Source organism: Galbibacter kalidii (genome assembly GCF_026241135.1).
Taxonomy (GTDB): domain Bacteria; phylum Bacteroidota; class Bacteroidia; order Flavobacteriales; family Flavobacteriaceae; genus Galbibacter.
The window spans coordinates 163,198-180,647 of the sequence record NZ_JAPFGA010000007.1; the positions used below are offsets into that span (position 1 = coordinate 163,198).

Here is a 17,450-nt window from a genome sequence, read left to right on the forward strand (position 1 = left end):
CGTATAATAGAGTATGGATTTTCACTGTTGTATACAAGTTTGATATTAATTTTAACATTCTTTAATTTATACACTATAATTAAATATAAATCATATAGTTATATTAATTTATTTAAAGCTAGAGATTGAATTATTCTCTTTAAAATTACTATTCTTTTGGATTACGTAGCATTATTAGTTACATTTGTAAACTTAATCAATTGATAAGCTGTGTTTACAATGGTGAACAAAGAGGAATTTATAAAAAGGCTTGAAAAAATACTGGATTACTACGATCTTTCGGCTTCTGCTTTTGCTGACAGGATTGGTGTACAACGGTCTTCTATCTCTCACCTCTTATCCGGACGTAATAATCCGAGTTTGGATTTTGTAATGCGCATTCTTCAAAATTTCCCTGAAATAGAATTGTATTGGTTGCTGAATGGAAAAGGAAGTTTTCCCCCTGTCGACGAAGAAACTCCAACTCCGGCAGCAAATTTGTTTACTGAAGAAAAACTTGCTCATAAATCTGCAGAAGATTCTCCCGCTGTAACTTCCGTAAAAGAAAAAATGGAAGATAAATCCCAAAATAATGAAATCTCACGTATTGTCATATTTTACAAGAATGGTACCTTTGAGGAGTTTAAAAATACCTGATGATGAGATTTATTATTTCTAGTTGCCTTTTTCTGCTCTTATTTACTTCTTGCTACCAACAAGAACGCAATTGTGCCGATTTTAAAACCGGAGAATTCGAATTCACTTATACATTGGATGGTGAAGAGAAAACAAGTCGGTTTGTGAGGAACGACACGCTTGAAGTAGATTATTTTGAAGATAAAGTTGATTCCAACTCCGTTCGTTGGATTAATGATTGCGAATTTATCGTCAAAAAATTGAACCCCACTTCTGCACAGGAAGCAAAAGCAATTCACATGAAAATATTGACTACCAGTAAAAAAACATATACTTTTGAGTATTCCGTTGTTGGTGATAAAACAAACAAACAAAAGGGAATAGCCACTAAAATCGACTGAATATGTTTGAAATCCTAACAAGTGCAAATGCATGGGTGGCATTGCTCACACTGACTTTTCTTGAAATCGTTCTAGGCATCGACAATATTATTTTTATTTCTATCGCTGCAAACAGACTGCCTGCAGATCAGCAAAAAAAAGCTACAAATTGGGGGTTGCTCCTCGCTATGGCTCAGCGAATTATACTTTTGTTCCTTGTTTCTTTTTTGGTCGGTTTGTCAGAACCTTTTTATCATATAAATACTTCGTGGCTCACCATGGGAATAAGTTGGCAGGCTATTATCCTTTTTGTCGGCGGAATGTTCCTTTTGTACAAAAGTACTTCAGAAATTCATGAAAAAATGGAACTCCCCGATCATGATGTAAACGAATTGAAAGCCAAAAAAATCTCTACCTTTTCAAAAGCGATCGTCCAGATCGTGATTATCGATTTTATCTTTTCGATAGATTCTATCCTTACCGCTGTAGGAATGACAAGTGGCATTGGAAGTGGACCAAAAGACGCTTTGGTTTTAATGATCATCGCGGTTGTGATATCTATCATCATCATGATGACGTTTGCAAATCCGATTCGTGTTTTTATCAACAAACACCCATCAATGCAGTTATTGGCATTGTCTTTTCTAATCCTGATCGGGTTTATGCTCGTTACTGAGGCAGCACATTTATCACATACTCAAATCTTCGGACAAGAAATTGGGGCTATTCCTAAAGGGTATTTGTATTTTGCCATTGCTTTTTCACTCCTTGTGGAGTTTCTAAATATGCGTTTTCGTAAAAAAGCGGAATTGATCGGGAAAAACAAGGACAACACAGACGGTATAACTAATCGTTGAATATCAACTGATGTTTTACATCGATTAAAATACCGTCACTTCAAGGTTTTTATGGAGTGATAATGGAATAAAAATGTATCGGGAAGCATTTTTACTGAAAGAGCCTAGGCCCTTCGACTTCACTTAGGACAGACCATTCGACCTGACCTGTGATTATAACTTTTTTAAAACTTAATCAAACAAAGTAGGGTCACTATCACTTTTTTTAGCGGACTCATCTTTTTTTTCAGCACTTACATCTTCTTCTTCAACAACCTCCATATCTTCGGGTTGAACTTCTTCGGGCTCTTCGTAAGGCAGCGGATCGAGCAAGCTAATCTGATTAACTTTGTCTTTTGTCAACTGATTTCCAATAGCATTTATCCCTTTTATGGCTATAAACTCTTCTAAATCAATTTCCAGATTGGGTTTACGGTCTTTACCTCTTTCTTTGGTGAATTCTATTTCAGCTACCGGGCGCCAATCCGTAGAAACGATTTCGAGACGGGATTTTGAGTGGTCGGGTATAAAAGATTCTTCTCTGTCTTCAGTTTCAATCAAAAAGCGTTTTACGTAATACAATTCCTTTTCGCCATTGTAATAAATCGTTGAAACAGGCTTTTTTCGGCTCCATTTTTCTAGAACGATCATATCGTTGTCAAAATGGGTGGTCAATTCCGGTACAATGGTCTTTGCAATTCCTTCCTGGGTAATCACCAAAAGTCGGTCTTCTCCTTTAAAAGCACCCAATAATTCTCCTCTTCCGTCCACATTCAGGCGCTGGATGGTGTCGTCGAACCATATTTTTCTGGGTTTCAGCGTGGAAACACCCTTTTCTTTCAGTTCGATGCGTTTTACGGCATATTTACTAACGATGTTTCCTTTGGAATTCCGCCCTTTGATAAGGATATCGGCAAAATCTAAATCCCATTTCAGTTTTTTGATGCTTCCCACTTGTCTCAAGAAAACGGTAACCACTTCGGCTTCCCCATTGGGATTGGCAGAAAAATAATAAACCTTCGACCCTGCTTTTCCTTTGGCAAGATCATATTCTTTGTTACGCGTGATACTGGTTACGTTAAAGCGCTTTACATAAGTAGCTCCACCTTTTCCATCTTTGTAGATCATATTGTAGGTGGTGCGCTTGTCTTTTTTCTTGAACACTGCCACGTGGATAATATCCTTGCCAATAAAAGTCTTGGAATCTACTTTGGTGACCATCATTTTTCCGGTAGCCGTAAACACAATAATATCATCAATATCACTGCAGTCACACACGTATTCGTTTTTCTTTAAGGAAGTTCCGATGAACCCTTCTGAACGATTGACATACAATTTTGTATTTCTGACAATCACTTTCGAAGCTTCAATATCATCGAATATTCTAATCTCAGTCTTACGCTCCCGTCCCTTTCCGTAAGTCTTTTTTAAATGGGAGAAATAATCAATCGCATACTCGATCAAATGCTCCAAATGATGCTTCACTTGTTCAATATCGTCTTCTAAAGCATCTATTTTTTGTTGTGCTTTATCGATATCAAACTTGGATATACGCTTGATCCTTATTTCCGTCAGGCGGACAATATCAGCTTCGGTAACGGCTCGTTTCAGATGTTTTGTGTATGGTTTCAAGCCTTTGTCGATCGCAGAAATCACACCTTCCCAGGTTTCTTCTTCTTCGATGTCGCGATATATCCTGTTCTCTATGAAAATACGTTCCAGCGAAGCAAAATGCCATTGCTCTTCCAATTCCTGAAGCTGAATCTCCAGCTCTTGCTTCAACAGCTCCACCGTATTATCGGTAGAGCGCCTCAACATTTCATTTACTCCAATGAATAAAGGTTTGTTGTCTTCGATAACACAGGCAAGCGGGGAAATAGAGGTTTCGCAAGCCGTAAACGCATAAAGTGCATCGATAGTCTTATCCGGGGAAATTCCGTTGGGTAAATGGACTAAGATTTCCACTTCGGCTGCCGTATTGTCCTCTATTTTCTTTATTTTGATCTTTCCCTTGTCATTTGCCTTCAGGATAGAATCTATCAGACTTGAAGTGTTTGTTCCATGAGGAATTTCGTTGATAACTAAGGTGTTCTTGTCGTATTGCGAAATTTTTGCACGCACACGTATTTTCCCTCCTCTGTTCCCTTCGTTGTAGTTGGTCACATCCATAATTCCCGCTGTAGGGAAATCAGGATAGATGGTGAATCGTTTTCCTTTGAGGTGTTTTATAGAAGCGTCGATCAGCTCTACAAAGTTATGCGGCATGATCTTAGTGGAAAGTCCGACGGCAATTCCTTCTGCCCCTTGTGCCAATAGCAATGGGAATTTTACAGGAAGATTTATGGGTTCTTTCTTTCTTCCGTCGTAACTGAGCTGCCATTCCGTGATTTTCGGACTAAAAATGACTTCCAAACCAAACTTTGACAAGCGGGCTTCGATGTAACGCGGCGCCGCAGCGCTGTCTCCTGTTAAAATATTCCCCCAGTTCCCTTGGGTATCGATCAACAAATCTTTTTGTCCGATTTGTACCATGGCATCACCAATACTGGCATCTCCATGTGGGTGGTACTGCATGGTGTGCCCCACAATGTTTGCCACTTTGTTGTAGCGGCCATCGTCCAGCTCTTTTAAAGAATGCATAATTCTGCGCTGTACCGGTTTAAAGCCGTCTTCTATGGCCGGTACTGCCCTTTCCAAAATTACATAAGAAGCATAATCCAGAAACCAGTCTTCATACATCCCTCCCACGCGGGTAATCGTTTCCTGACCGCTATTTTCCTCTGGATTCAATTCTGTGTTTTCTTCCATAAAAGATTAATATAGAATATTTTTAAGTTGTTGGTTTTTAATGTTTAATCTTCAACTACATCAAGTTCTACTCGAAGATTGTTTATGATGAATTTTTGTCTGTCGGGCGTGTTTTTACCCATATAGAACTCCAGTAGGCTTTCAATAGACATGGCTTTGTCAAGCATCACAGGATCCAAACGGATGTCGTCTCCTATAAAATGCTTGAATTCATCAGGTGAAATTTCCCCTAGCCCCTTAAATCGAGTGATTTCAGGTTTCCCGCTTAGTTTTTCCATGGCCGCTTTGCGTTCCTCTTCACTGTAGCAATAAATGGTTTCCTTTTTGTTACGAACCCTGAACAATGGAGTTTGCAAAATATATAGATGCCCTTCCTTGATCAATTCAGGGAAAAATTGAAGAAAAAACGTGATCAAAAGCAAGCGGATATGCATTCCGTCCACATCGGCATCGGTAGCGATCACAATATTGTTATAACGAAGGTCTTCCATCGACTCTTCAATATTCAGTGCCGCCTGCAGTAAATTGAATTCTTCGTTTTCATATACGATCTTTTTGGACATTCCGTAGGAGTTCAACGGTTTTCCCCTTAGGCTGAACACGGCTTGGGTGTTTACATTCCGTGATTTTGTTATAGAACCCGAAGCGGAATCCCCTTCAGTTATAAACAGCGTAGTGTTCAGGCGCTTTTCATTTTTCATATCACCTAGATGCACCCTACAATCCCGTAATTTTTTATTGTGAAGGCTTGCTTTTTTAGCTCTTTCCTTCGCCAGTTTTCTGATACCGGACAATTCTTTGCGTTCCCGTTCTGCCGCAAGGATCTTTCGTTGGATCTTTTCAGCCGTTTCCTGATTTTTGTGCAAGAAGTTGTCTAAATGCGTTCCGATAAAATCATTTACATAAGTTCGTACCGTAGGTAGATTGCCTCCCATATCGGTAGAACCCAGCTTTGTTTTCGTCTGACTTTCAAAAACAGGCTCCATTACTTTGATGGAAATCGCTCCAATAATGGATTTCCGAATATCCGAAGCGTCATAATTCTTTCCGTAGAAATCGCGCAAAGTTTTAACTATTGCTTCCCTAAAGGCAGAAAGGTGAGTTCCTCCTTGGGTAGTGTTTTGTCCGTTTACAAAAGAATGGTATTCCTCGCTGTATTGTGTCCTACTGTGTGTGATGGCCACTTCAATATCTTCTCCACGCAAATGAATGATTGGATACAGCATATCATCTTGGTTCGTGGTATCTTCCAGTAAATCTTTGAGTCCGTTTTCTGAATAGAATTTTTCACCGTTAAAAACAATGGTCAAGCCTGGATTAAGGTAGACGTAATTCCGCACCATCTTCTCTATATATTCACTTCTGAATTTATAGTGCTTAAAAATGGTTTCATCCGGAACAAATGAAACTTTAGTCCCTCTGCGCCTACTGGTTTCGTCGAGTTTCTCTTCGTCAACAAGGTTTCCTTGCTCAAATTCAGCGGCTTTGGATTTGCTGTCCCTATTCGATTCGACACGGAAATATGCTGAAAGTGCATTCACCGCTTTTGTCCCCACCCCGTTCAATCCGACGGATTTCTTAAACGCACGCGTATCGTACTTACCACCGGTATTCATTTTTGAAACCACATCTACTACTTTTCCCAGCGGAATACCGCGTCCGTAATCGCGAACGGTTACCTTATTGCCCTGAACGGAGACTTCGATGGTTTTCCCTGCACCCATGACGAATTCATCGATACAGTTGTCCAGCACCTCTTTGATCAGAATATAAATTCCATCATCTGCTGAAGAACCATCTCCCAGTTTACCTATATACATCCCTGGGCGCATACGAATATGCTCCTTCCAGTCCAAAGACCGTATATTATCTTCTGTGTACTTAGTAGTTTCTGACATAAAAATATTAGAAATGGGTTTCGATGCTAATATAACGTTTAGCAATATAAAATAAAATACCCCTTAAGTAAAGTAATTAACAAGCTTCCCGCTTTAATTGTTAAGAACCTGATTTTTTGCGGGTTTGAATCTCTTTTTACTGAAAATAAGCCCTGATATTCCGGATATCAATCAGAAAAATATAACAATTTTTTATTTAACCTTCAATGAAGGGTGTGCAGGTTAAAGATGGAATCAAAAATGAACGCCTGACTTACACATTAAATCTAAAATGCATGACATCTCCGTCTTTTACAATGTATTCCTTCCCTTCTACGCGCATTTTTCCGGCTTCTTTCACTTTGGTTTCGCTTCCGTAGTTTACATAATCATCATAAGCAATTACTTCAGCACGGATAAATCCTTTTTCAAAATCGGTATGAATCACCCCCGCGGCTTGTGGCGCTGTAGCTCCTACCGGAACTGTCCATGCCCTCACCTCTTTCTCTCCGGCAGTGAAATAAGTTTGAAGATTCAATAATTTATAAGCTGCCCTGACCAATATTGCGACTCCGGGCTCTTCCAGTCCAAGGTCTTCCAAGAAAAGCTGACGTTCCTCATAGCTTTCCAATTCGGCAATATCGGCTTCAATGGCTACCGCAAGCACAATGACTTCTGCATTTTCATCCTTTACCGCTTCTTTTACCTTTTCCACATAGGCATTTCCGTCTTTAGCAGCCGCTTCATCTACATTACAAACATATAGAATAGGCTTTGACGTAAGTAATTGGAAGTTCTGCATAAATTCCGCTTCATTTTCATTAACTTCAACAGCTCTTGCAGAAATCCCACTTTCGAGTGCTGATTTAAACCGCTCTAATAGTGCTTCTTCTTTTTGTGCATCCTTATCCCCTGTTTTAGCTGCTCTTTTTACTTTATCCAAGCGTTTATCTACCGTTTCAAGATCTTTTAGCTGAAGCTCGATGTCGATGGTTTCTTTGTCGCGGATAGGGTCAATACTACCATCTACATGAACGATATTGTCATTGTCAAAACAACGCAAAACATGGATAATGGCATTACATTCCCTTATATTCCCCAAAAACTGATTCCCAAGTCCTTCTCCTTTACTGGCTCCTTTTACCAAACCGGCAATATCGACGATCTCTACCGTTGCAGGCATTACCCTTTCAGGATTTACAAAGGATTCAAGCTTTTCCAAACGGTGATCGGGTACATTAACAACCCCTAAATTAGGCTCTATAGTACAAAACGGGAAGTTTGCACTTTGCGCCTTAGCATTTGATAAACAATTGAATAAGGTTGATTTCCCTACGTTTGGTAGACCTACAATTCCGGCTTTCATGGATACAAGTTTGAATTTTGCGAGTGCAAATATATTGAAGAAATAAGAATTAGTAATGAAAAATAAGGTTTAAGTTATTCCATTGACGGATTACAAAGTATTCAGTGGTTAGTAACAGTTTGAGATAGCTTCGCTTTTTAGTTTTCTATCTCTTGGCAGCCCATTAAGGTCCTGTTAACATCTGCGTGATTTTGGGGGCCGTATATATAATGTTAATCAAAAAACATGGATATCATGAAAAAATTGATTTTATCGGGTATGATGATCTTGTGTATAACCATAGGTTTTGCGCAAAATAAAGATGTTTTGGAAGAAACAGTGACCAAAACGACGAAACTCAGATCAGAAAATGGTGAAAAAAAGTTAAAAGAACAGGTACTTATCAGAAAAGAAAGGAATAAAGTGGCTCAAAAAGAAACTTTTAAAGATGATAGCATTATGGTAGCGGATAAATCAAACATTTCTTCGACTACTAATGAGAATCTGATCGATCTATCAACGGAGGACTTTCATTTTACAATAGGCTCTGACACTGATGAAATGAAAGCTGTTTGCTATAAAACTTCCACTGGCTATTTTATAGTTGAAGGAGATAGAGGGAATGGGATTGGATATTATGACGACAACAAAAAGTTTGTGGTAGAATATTATGACAAAGAGATAAAAGCAATAGTAAAACGGATATACAACACGAAACAATAGTAAGGTTAATACATTTTGTTAATATAATTTAAATAGTGTAATGTAATTAACACAATAATTGTGAGTATTTAATAAATTAATTAAAAAAATTAATTTTATTCAATATTTTAACTTTAAAAAGTGTTAATAATCAAATTAATTGATATATTTGTATCCAACTAAACTTTTTTTCAAAATAATGGGCCATCCGGAATTAGTGATTGGGTGGCCCGTTTTTTATGGGATGAATCCATAAAAAAAGCGATTAGATTTCTCTAACCGCTTTTTTATTTATTACCAAATCAGAAAAACTTTTATTCAGGGTGCATGAATTGTTGTTTCCCCAATAATTCTTCTTCTGTTTCTTCATGATCCTCATCAGGAACACAACAATCTACCGGACAAACGGCAGCACATTGTGGTTCTTCGTGAAAACCTTTACATTCCGTACACTTATCCGGAACAATATAGTAAAGTTCATCACTTACCGGAGTTTGCGCATCATCAGCATTTACCGATTTCCCGTTGGGAAGGACCACATCACCATTCAATGATGTGCCGTCACTGTATCTCCAATCGTCTGCGCCTTCATATATTGCAGTATTTGGGCATTCTGGCTCACAAGCACCGCAATTTATACATTCATCTGTTATTATAATTGCCATGTTTTTTCTTTTTCATTTATAACATACGCAAATTTATGCATAAACTATAAAAAGAAAGACAGGATTATCATAAATTTCAGAAATGAATAAATCCCGTCACTTCATTTATGTAAATTTGCAAGACCAAAAGTAAAGACAAACACCCTCTTAACCAAATATAATGAGTGACATTCACAACAGAATTCATGCTTTTGTTAAACTAGGCGATTTTATCGCACAATTCGCTAACGACGAGCCACAAGCTAATGAAGATATTGAAGGCAATTCCATTTTTTTTGACGGATTCAAACATCAACTCAAGTTGGCTGAAGAACACAATTCATGGTTTATAAAAGACAATATTCAATTTGCTATAAAAAACTGGAGTGATGCATTGACCCCTTCCAACCTTAAAAAATGGCTCTCGTTATATTTGATAGAAGACATCAGTCCGAAGAAAATAGCGGTCATTATGGCGGGGAACATTCCATTGGTTGGTTTTCACGATTTTTTATCCGTTTTGATCACCGGACACGAAGTCATCGTTAAGCAATCGTCCAACGACAAGCAACTACTACCCTATCTAGCCAAGTATCTGGAGTATGTAGAACCTTCATTCAAAGGAAAAATAAACTTTACCGATGACAGAATCACAGGTTTTGATGGGGTCATAGCCACCGGAAGCGACAATACCGCCCGTTATTTTGAATATTATTTTGGAGCCAAACCGAATATTATAAGAAAAAACAGAAACTCGGTAGCTGTTTTAACCGGATCGGAAACCCAAGATGAGCTAGAAGCTTTAGGTGAAGATATTTTCAGGTACTATGGATTGGGTTGCCGAAGTGTTTCCAAACTCTTCATCCCGAAGGGGTATGATTTTGACATCTTTTTCAAAGCGATCTACAGTTATGGCGATATTATCCACGAAAATAAATATGCCAATAATTATGACTACAACAAGGCGGTTTACCTTATGAGTCTTTTCAAGATTCTTGAAAACGGTTTTTTGATGCTCAAAAAGGACCAAAGCTACGCCTCTCCTATCGCTACGGTGTTTTATGAAGAATATGAAAATATAGAAGATGTAAAAAAACGGCTGGACGAAGACGAGGAAAAAATACAATGTGTTGTGGCCAATGGTTTGATGGAGAATGAGATTGAATTCGGGCAAACCCAACACCCAAAACTTTGGGATTATGCTGATGGTGTGGACACGGTAAAGTTTTTATTGAATATAGGATGATTAAGCCCGAAGACCGGAGACGGAAGTCGGAAGTATATGAGCCCTTCAAGGGTTTTGAACCCTTGAAGGGCTATCCGGTTCCTATTACTTTTGAAGAGCCGGAGGGGGATTTAAATTTTCAATCTTAAATCTTCAATTTCAAACCATATACCCTGAACATTTCCAACAATCTAACAACTCCGTTTATTCTGTTAACATTCTAACAAAATTATTATACTTTTGATAACCGAATTTTATGGAGAAATTAGCAAATTTGCAAACATAAAACACAACTATCTTTCATATTATGAAACATAATTTTAGTGCAGGACCTTGTATCCTGCCTCAGGAAGTATTTAAAAAAGCTTCAGAAGCTATTCTTAATTTCAACGGTTTAGACCTTTCCCTTATCGAGATATCCCACCGAAGTAAGGACTTTGTCGAGGTGATGGAGCAAGCGCAAGCATTAGCGCTTGAGCACTTAAACTTGCAAGGAAAAGGTTATAAAGCTTTGTTCCTTCAAGGAGGGGCCAGTACTCAGTTTTTGAATGTCGCTTACAACTTGTTGAACAAAAAAGCGGCCTACCTCAATACAGGTACTTGGGCTTCCAAAGCGATAAAAGAAGCGAAACTGTTTGGAGAGCTTGTTGAAGTTGCATCTTCCAAAGACGCTAATTTTAACTATATCCCAAAAGGATATGACATTCCTTCGGATATTGATTATTTCCACTGTACATCAAACAACACAATCTTCGGAACGCAGATCAAAGAGTTTCCTGAAGTAGAGGCTCCTTTGGTATGTGATATGAGTTCTGATATTTTCTCTCGTGTCCTTGATTTCTCAAAATTCGACATCATTTATGCCGGAGCACAAAAAAATATGGGACCTGCAGGTACCGTTTTGGTAGTTGTCAAAGAAGAGGTCCTGGGGAAAGTGGACAGAGCCATCCCTTCTATGCTTGATTATCGCGTACAGATAGGAAAAGACAGTATGTTCAATACTCCTCCTGTATTTGCTGTTTATGTATCGATGTTGACGCTACAATGGCTGAAAGACCTTGGTGGAATTGCAGAAATTGAAAAACGTAACAACGCTAAAGCCGAATTGATCTATAACGAGATTGATAGAAACCCACTTTTCAAAGGTTTTGCAGCAAAAGAAGACCGTTCTCCAATGAACGCTACCTTCAATCTTGTTGATGAAGTTCATAAAGATACATTTGATGCACTGGCCAAAGAAGCAGGATTAAACGGAATAAACGGTCACAGAAGTGTAGGTGGTTATCGTGCATCCATGTATAATGCCCTACCTATAGAAAGTGTTCAAGTATTGGTTGACGCAATGCAGGAACTGGAGAAAAAAGCATAAAAATTAGAAAAAGAAAAAATATACACATGAAAGTATTAGCAAACGATGGTGTATCACAAAGTGGTATCGATGCTTTAAAAAACAACGGTTTTGAAGTGATCACCACAAAAGTAGCACAAGAACAATTAATAGATTATATAAACGAAAATCAAATAGACGCTTTGTTGGTGCGTAGTGCCACTAAAGTAAGAAAAGATCTTATTGATGCTTGTCCGTCATTAAAACTGATCGGACGTGGAGGTGTTGGAATGGACAATATCGATGTTGACTATGCAAAAGAAAAGGGTCTGCATGTGATCAATACTCCGGCCGCTTCTTCAGCATCTGTAGCCGAATTGGTTTTTGGTCACCTTTATGGTGGTGTTCGTTCTTTATACGATGCCAACAGAAATATGCCATTGGAGGGAGAAAGCAAATTTCCCCAACTGAAAAAGGCCTATGCCGGCGGTATTGAACTAAGAGGGAAAACCCTGGGAATCATCGGAATCGGAAGAATCGGACAAGAAACTGCTAAAATCGCTTTGGGTGTTGGAATGAAAGTCGTTGCTTTTGATCCTTTTATAGAAGATGTCAATATCGAATTGAGTTTTTATGACGGACAGAAAGCAAATTTCAATATCAAAACCATTTCCAAAGAGGAAGTTTTAAAACAAGCTGATTTTATTACCGTACACGTTCCTGCACAAAAGGAATATGTATTGGGAAAAACTGAATTTGAGATGATGAAAAAAGGAGTCGGTGTTGTTAATGCGGCTCGTGGTGGTGTAATCGACGAAGTAGCCTTGATTGAAGCCTTGGATACCGAAAAGGTAGCTTTTGCCGGACTTGATGTCTTCGAAAATGAGCCAAAACCTGCTGTTAAATTATTGATGCACCCAAAAATATCCTTGACTCCGCATATTGGTGCCGCCACCGGTGAAGCACAAGACAGAATCGGGGTTGAATTGGCCGATCAGATCACCAAATTACTAAAATAAGAAGCTCAAAATACTCTAAACGAGTTCATTGATAAAAAAATCCTCCCATTTGGGAGGATTTTTTGTATATTGTATATTGCAATATTAATTTATAAACAAGTAAAAATGTCAGGATTATCATCATTATTAAACAGTGATATAGGCCGTCAAATGATTGGCGGTATTAGCAGTCAAGCCGGAACATCTGAAAGTCAAACTTCAAACTTATTGAGTATGGCGCTTCCAGTTTTGACCGGAGCTATGAAGAAAAACGCCTCAACTCCAGAAGGGGCACAAGGCTTAATGAATGCCCTTAACAGCAAACACGACGGGAGTATTTTGGATAACCTTGGAGGATTGTTCGGCGGTGGCGGTGTGGATTCATCAGTGTTAGATGATGGTACAGGCATACTCGGTCATGTTCTAGGAGGAAAACAAGCCTCTGTGGAAAGTGCTTTAAGTAGCAAATCCGGAGTAGATGCAGGAACTGTTAGTCAGGTATTAAAGATGGCAGCACCACTTATTCTTGGGTTCCTAGGGAAACAAACGAGACAAAACAATATCAACGACTCAAGTGGCTTAAATGGACTGTTAGGCGGATTGCTGGGCGGAGAATCAAAAGACAATCAAAATTTGATCACCACGCTTCTCGATGCCGATGGCGATGGCAGCGTTCTCGACGATGTTGCAGGAATGGTATTGGGAGGCAATAAAAAGAAAAGTGGCCTTGGTGGATTGTTGGGCGGACTTTTTGGAAAGTAATAGTTATTTCAACTAATATAAACGCTCATTTCTTTTGGGCGTTTATATTATTCTAATAATTTGCATTATTGATAAAGCTGTCTTAAAAATGACGATAAATATCGTTTTTAATATAGCTTTTTTGTATCTTTATTAGGCTAGTATTTGAATTCAAAATGAAATATCTAATCTACATACTCGGTTTTTTCTTTTTCCTTTGGTCTTGTTCTTCCACCCAAAAGGCAGAAGAAGTAATGGACTTAAATATATCCGAAGAGGAAAAGCAGGCTTTTAATGCCAAAGGTGAAGATACTGTACGTATTGCTGATGACAGCACCGAATATGAGATCATCATCATAGATCCCGGTTTTTATTCTTGGTTAAACAGTATTGCCAAACCCAGAGGCTATTATTCACAGCATTTTTTGGAAAACAGGAATCAGATCTATGTGATCAATTGGAACCAGCGGGTTTTAAATCCTTTTCGCTACGATTCCAACCTTTATGAAATGCAGATAGATTATCAATCCAATATCGATTACGGTTATGAAGTCAATTATAAACTCTACAACTACTTTTTATACTTTCAACGTAAATACAGGCAGCGTTTAGGACCGTTTTACCCTAGATTGAACTAGGGCTGATAACACCAGGATTCCCCCCTCCTATTTTAACACTTTTTTCTTTATTCCAGAAGTTTACTATCTTCACAAGAACTTAAAAATCAATTATTATGAATAATTCAAACAAATCGCATATCGGTTTAGCCGTATTGCGTATTGCCGCTTCTGCACTTTTGTTAACCCATGGTTATGGCAAATTACAAATGTTGCTGGCCGGTGGAGACATTGAATTTATGAGTGTCCTTGGTTTAGGGCCCACAATCTCCTTGATCCTTGCCGTATTGGGCGAGTTCGTCGCAGCTCTTCTTGTTCTTATCGGGTTTAAAACCCGCTTTTTTGCTATTTTCCCAGCTATTATAATGGCAGTAGCATTTTTTGTGATTCATTCAAGTGACCCACTTGGTAAAAAAGAATTACCACTACTCTATTTAATAGTGTTTGTATCACTCATACTTCTCGGAGGCGGTAAATACAGCCTCGACGGATTTATGGGGAAGAAATCATAATTAAAAAACTGAAAAGCGGTCTAAAAGCCGCTTTTTTTAATTTACCCTTCCTTTTTCTTCTTCAGCACCGGATTTTATTTCCACATCCTTGAGTTTTCTGTTTCCAAAAGGCAGTGTAAAGGTTAGCTTAATTGCTCTCGCATGCCAGTCATATAGCATCAAGTTTTCACTGTAAGTTGTTTGAGTGTTCACTTTAAATTTATAAGTAGCAAACAAATCAGAACCGGTAAGAGTTAGTGTACTCCCGTTGGAAAATGTTTTGGATACGCCCATATCTACCTGTCCGTAGGGTTCAAAATGTAATGTTCCCCAAAATTCCCCTTGGTGATAATTAGCTGATAGTGAAATGGTATAATCCTCAGGAAGCGAAAAGGTGTGATTTGAACTCAATATAACACTGTTCACATGACGGGGGGAATTGTTCTTCAAATGCTGTGAAAGGTATCGGTAGTGATAATACTCCACATTGTTTTGTATCTCCCACCAATTATCAATATTGATAGGAAGTGAAATGGTAGCCCCTAAACTCCTCATGTATTCAAAGTTTTCAGATTGGTATACTTGGGATTCGTTGGTAGCATTATCTTGAAGTTGCAGAATAGCAATGTGATCTTCAGTATTACTGTACTTTAGTGTAAGCCATATATTTTTATGCTGAAAGCCCAAATCGATATTATCTGAAATACCCGGACGTAAAGCTTGATTTCCTTCAGAAAAACTGGTAGGTCCAATAAAAAAGACAAAAGGAGCTAAATCATCAAAAGTAGGTCTGGTAATCCGTCGGCTATAGGAAAATGTCAAACTATTGGCTTCTGAAAGCTGATATTTTGCAAATACAGTAGGAAACCAATTTCCATAATTTCTGCTTACCAAAGATTCCCCCTCGGGGGTATGTATTTCGGTATCAGTATGCTCGTAACGTAAACCACTGCTCAGGCTCCAAGTGGTATTGGGGTTCCAATTAAAAGAAATATAAGCCGCCTGGTAGTTTTCGTCCAAAATAGCAGCGTTGGTAAACTCAGGATTCAAGGTCATTTCACCTCCGCTTTCAGACTCACGGACCTCCACATCATTGGTAAAACCGGCAAAAGTGGCTTTTATTCCGGTTTCCATTGTCATTTTTGGGTTTAATTCACTTGAATAATCTAAGCTCAATACGTGAAAATTCATTGGTGTGACTGCACTTACGTCAATTTTGGAATCTATCTCTTCACTATTCCCGTTTACAAATACCTGATTATTGTATTGCGATGGATTATCCCTATGGAAATAAAGATAATCGTAAATAAGTCCCAGTATACTCTTATCGTTTAGTTGTTCTTTAATCCCTAAGCTTCCTGAAAAACTCTCCAAAACATTATCTTCATGAAGTGACATATCGGTAACAATTGATGAATCTTGTGATTTAGTACTCTCTACATGAGTGTTGGCATCCATATCCCAATCACGAATGGCTCCACTGATCAAGGTACTGAGGGTTGTAGTGCCCGTAAGTTGGTATTCCAATCCGCCATGAAAACTATGATTGATAATGACAGGCTCACGGAGACTCTCACTATTGGTGGTCTGTAGATACCCGTCCACGGTTTGTCTATGGTACGTATTCCAGTCGTTTATATTATCATCATAGCTTCCAGTGTAATTCGCAAAAATACTTAGTTTTTTACTTCTGTGGGTCAGTCCGGCATTAGCACCTAGAATAATCCCTTTATTGAAACCCACAGTAGCACCCGCATTACCATTGGTCCCCATATCAGGGCTTTCAGTCATTACAATGTTAATAAGTCCTGCATTGCCTTCAGCTTCATATTTAGCAGGTGGTGTAGTAATGAGCTCTATTTTTTCCACCTGGTTGGCACTCATACCATCCAACATTTGTACTACAGCATCCAAAGGCATTCGGTTTATCTTACCATTGATCATGATTTGTATGCCCGATTTACCACCCATACGGATACCTCCATTTTGTTTGTTTACAGATACTCCCGGACTTCTACCCAGTACATCCAGAACAGAGCTTGTTTTATTGATTACATTGCTCTGCACATTTACTATGGTACGATCTACTTCCTTTTCAAATAATGGTTTACGCCCAACTACTGTCACTTCATCGAGATCTATTCCTTTTGGCAATATGATGGGAATCATTTCCATAGGAGCTCCTTGCACGGTAAAGCTTTTGGCATGTTCAGTTTTATAACCTACCATACTAGCCGATATGTAATAAGTGCCATTAACAACATTTTCGAATGTATAGTCACCTTTTTCAGTTGTGATGGCTCCCTGCGTAAGTGTAGAATCTGCTGTTTTCAGTAATAAAACTGTAGCATATTCCAAAGGAACATTTTCGGTATCAATTATACGGCCCGATATGGATTGTTGCCCTATTGCTGTTCCGAGGCAAAAAAAGCAAACTAAGAGGCTGAATACATATTTCATGATTTAGACCAATAATCATTTACGCTATAGCTGTCCATATTGGGCCCGGTCAATTCAATAAATGCCTGATGATCGGCGTGCGATTCATAAGCTTTTAAAGCTTCTTCAGAAACAAACTCTTGTATAATAATCATGTTATAATCACTTGAAGAGAATTTTAAGTCGTAAACTTCAATCGTTTGAAATCCTTCTATTTTCTCAGGCATAGCCTCAAAGATGGCAACGGCTTCAGCTTTTATATCCGCAGGTGTTTCGGCCTTCCATTGAAAGAGCAGGACATGTTTAAGTGTTTGTACTTCGGGTGATGATTGTGCATATACAGAAATTGTTACAAACATTAATGTACTTATAATCAATGCTGATTTTAATATTGAATTTTTCATG

16 protein-coding genes are annotated in these 17,450 nt (G+C 38.4%); 10 read left to right on the forward strand and 6 right to left on the reverse strand.

Annotation, left to right across the window (positions count from 1 at the left end):
- Positions 1 to 219: 219 nt before the first annotated feature.
- The 3 genes from OOZ15_RS09500 to OOZ15_RS09510 are packed head-to-tail and all read left to right on the forward strand — an operon-like array spanning position 220 to position 1,852.
- Complete coding sequence (locus OOZ15_RS09500; RefSeq protein ID WP_265956159.1) at positions 220 to 636, forward strand: helix-turn-helix domain-containing protein; 417 nt, start codon at positions 220 to 222, stop codon at positions 634 to 636.
- Positions 636 to 1,016, forward strand: a complete 381-nt coding sequence (locus OOZ15_RS09505; protein ID WP_265956161.1) for a hypothetical protein — start codon at positions 636 to 638, stop codon at positions 1,014 to 1,016. Before OOZ15_RS09500 ends, OOZ15_RS09505 begins: the two co-directional genes overlap by 1 nt.
- Before the next feature lie 2 nt (positions 1,017 to 1,018).
- Positions 1,019 to 1,852, forward strand: coding sequence for a TerC family protein (locus tag OOZ15_RS09510; RefSeq protein WP_265956162.1), 834 nt, complete (start codon positions 1,019 to 1,021; stop codon positions 1,850 to 1,852).
- Positions 1,853 to 2,023: 171 nt separating this feature from the next.
- Here the strand turns inward: OOZ15_RS09510 and OOZ15_RS09515 are convergent, their stop codons facing one another.
- The 3 genes from OOZ15_RS09515 to ychF all read right to left on the reverse strand — a co-directional run bounded on the left by OOZ15_RS09515 (position 2,024) and on the right by ychF (position 7,882).
- Positions 2,024 to 4,639, reverse strand: coding sequence for a DNA gyrase/topoisomerase IV subunit A (locus OOZ15_RS09515; RefSeq protein WP_265956163.1), 2,616 nt, complete (start codon positions 4,637 to 4,639; stop codon positions 2,024 to 2,026).
- A gap of 44 nt (positions 4,640 to 4,683) precedes the next feature.
- A complete protein-coding gene (locus OOZ15_RS09520; protein ID WP_265956164.1) occupies positions 4,684 to 6,537 on the reverse strand; it encodes a DNA topoisomerase IV subunit B in 1,854 nt (617 codons plus the stop codon).
- A 253-nt stretch (positions 6,538 to 6,790) separates the two neighbouring features.
- On the reverse strand, positions 6,791 to 7,882 hold the full coding sequence (ychF, locus tag OOZ15_RS09525; RefSeq protein WP_265956165.1) for a redox-regulated ATPase YchF: 1,092 nt from the start codon (positions 7,880 to 7,882) through the stop codon (positions 6,791 to 6,793).
- A gap of 234 nt (positions 7,883 to 8,116) precedes the next feature.
- Here ychF and OOZ15_RS09530 point away from each other — a divergent pair, with 234 nt between their 5' ends.
- Positions 8,117 to 8,584 carry a hypothetical protein gene (locus tag OOZ15_RS09530; protein ID WP_265956166.1) on the forward strand — a complete coding sequence of 156 codons (468 nt, stop codon included), beginning with the start codon at positions 8,117 to 8,119 and terminating at the stop codon, positions 8,582 to 8,584.
- Between the two features lie 293 nt (positions 8,585 to 8,877).
- Here the strand turns inward: OOZ15_RS09530 and OOZ15_RS09535 are convergent, their stop codons facing one another.
- A complete protein-coding gene (locus OOZ15_RS09535; RefSeq protein ID WP_265956167.1) occupies positions 8,878 to 9,228 on the reverse strand; it encodes a 4Fe-4S dicluster domain-containing protein in 351 nt (116 codons plus the stop codon).
- Between the two features lie 160 nt (positions 9,229 to 9,388).
- Here OOZ15_RS09535 and OOZ15_RS09540 point away from each other — a divergent pair, with 160 nt between their 5' ends.
- The 6 genes from OOZ15_RS09540 to OOZ15_RS09565 all read left to right on the forward strand — a co-directional run bounded on the left by OOZ15_RS09540 (position 9,389) and on the right by OOZ15_RS09565 (position 14,627).
- Positions 9,389 to 10,453 carry an acyl-CoA reductase gene (locus tag OOZ15_RS09540; RefSeq protein WP_265956168.1) on the forward strand — a complete coding sequence of 355 codons (1,065 nt, stop codon included), beginning with the start codon at positions 9,389 to 9,391 and terminating at the stop codon, positions 10,451 to 10,453.
- 283 nt (positions 10,454 to 10,736) lie between these two features.
- Positions 10,737 to 11,801, forward strand: a complete 1,065-nt coding sequence (gene serC, locus OOZ15_RS09545) for a 3-phosphoserine/phosphohydroxythreonine transaminase (protein ID WP_265956192.1) — start codon at positions 10,737 to 10,739, stop codon at positions 11,799 to 11,801.
- A 26-nt stretch (positions 11,802 to 11,827) separates the two neighbouring features.
- Positions 11,828 to 12,778, forward strand: a complete 951-nt coding sequence (locus OOZ15_RS09550; protein ID WP_265956169.1) for a D-2-hydroxyacid dehydrogenase — start codon at positions 11,828 to 11,830, stop codon at positions 12,776 to 12,778.
- Between the two features lie 105 nt (positions 12,779 to 12,883).
- Positions 12,884 to 13,519 (forward strand): DUF937 domain-containing protein, encoded by a 636-nt coding sequence (locus tag OOZ15_RS09555; RefSeq protein ID WP_265956170.1) that lies wholly within the window; start codon positions 12,884 to 12,886, stop codon positions 13,517 to 13,519.
- Positions 13,520 to 13,674: 155 nt separating this feature from the next.
- On the forward strand, positions 13,675 to 14,136 hold the full coding sequence (locus OOZ15_RS09560; RefSeq protein ID WP_265956171.1) for a DUF6146 family protein: 462 nt from the start codon (positions 13,675 to 13,677) through the stop codon (positions 14,134 to 14,136).
- Positions 14,137 to 14,231: 95 nt separating this feature from the next.
- On the forward strand, positions 14,232 to 14,627 hold the full coding sequence (locus OOZ15_RS09565) for a DoxX family protein (protein WP_265956172.1): 396 nt from the start codon (positions 14,232 to 14,234) through the stop codon (positions 14,625 to 14,627).
- A 36-nt stretch (positions 14,628 to 14,663) separates the two neighbouring features.
- Here OOZ15_RS09565 and OOZ15_RS09570 read toward each other — a convergent pair whose 3' ends face one another.
- A complete protein-coding gene (locus tag OOZ15_RS09570; RefSeq protein WP_265956173.1) occupies positions 14,664 to 17,066 on the reverse strand; it encodes a TonB-dependent receptor domain-containing protein in 2,403 nt (800 codons plus the stop codon).
- Positions 17,063 to 17,449 (reverse strand): Dabb family protein, encoded by a 387-nt coding sequence (locus OOZ15_RS09575; RefSeq protein WP_265956174.1) that lies wholly within the window; start codon positions 17,447 to 17,449, stop codon positions 17,063 to 17,065. The genes OOZ15_RS09570 and OOZ15_RS09575 overlap by 4 nt, the downstream gene beginning before the upstream one ends.
- Between the last annotated feature and the right edge of the window lies 1 nt (position 17,450).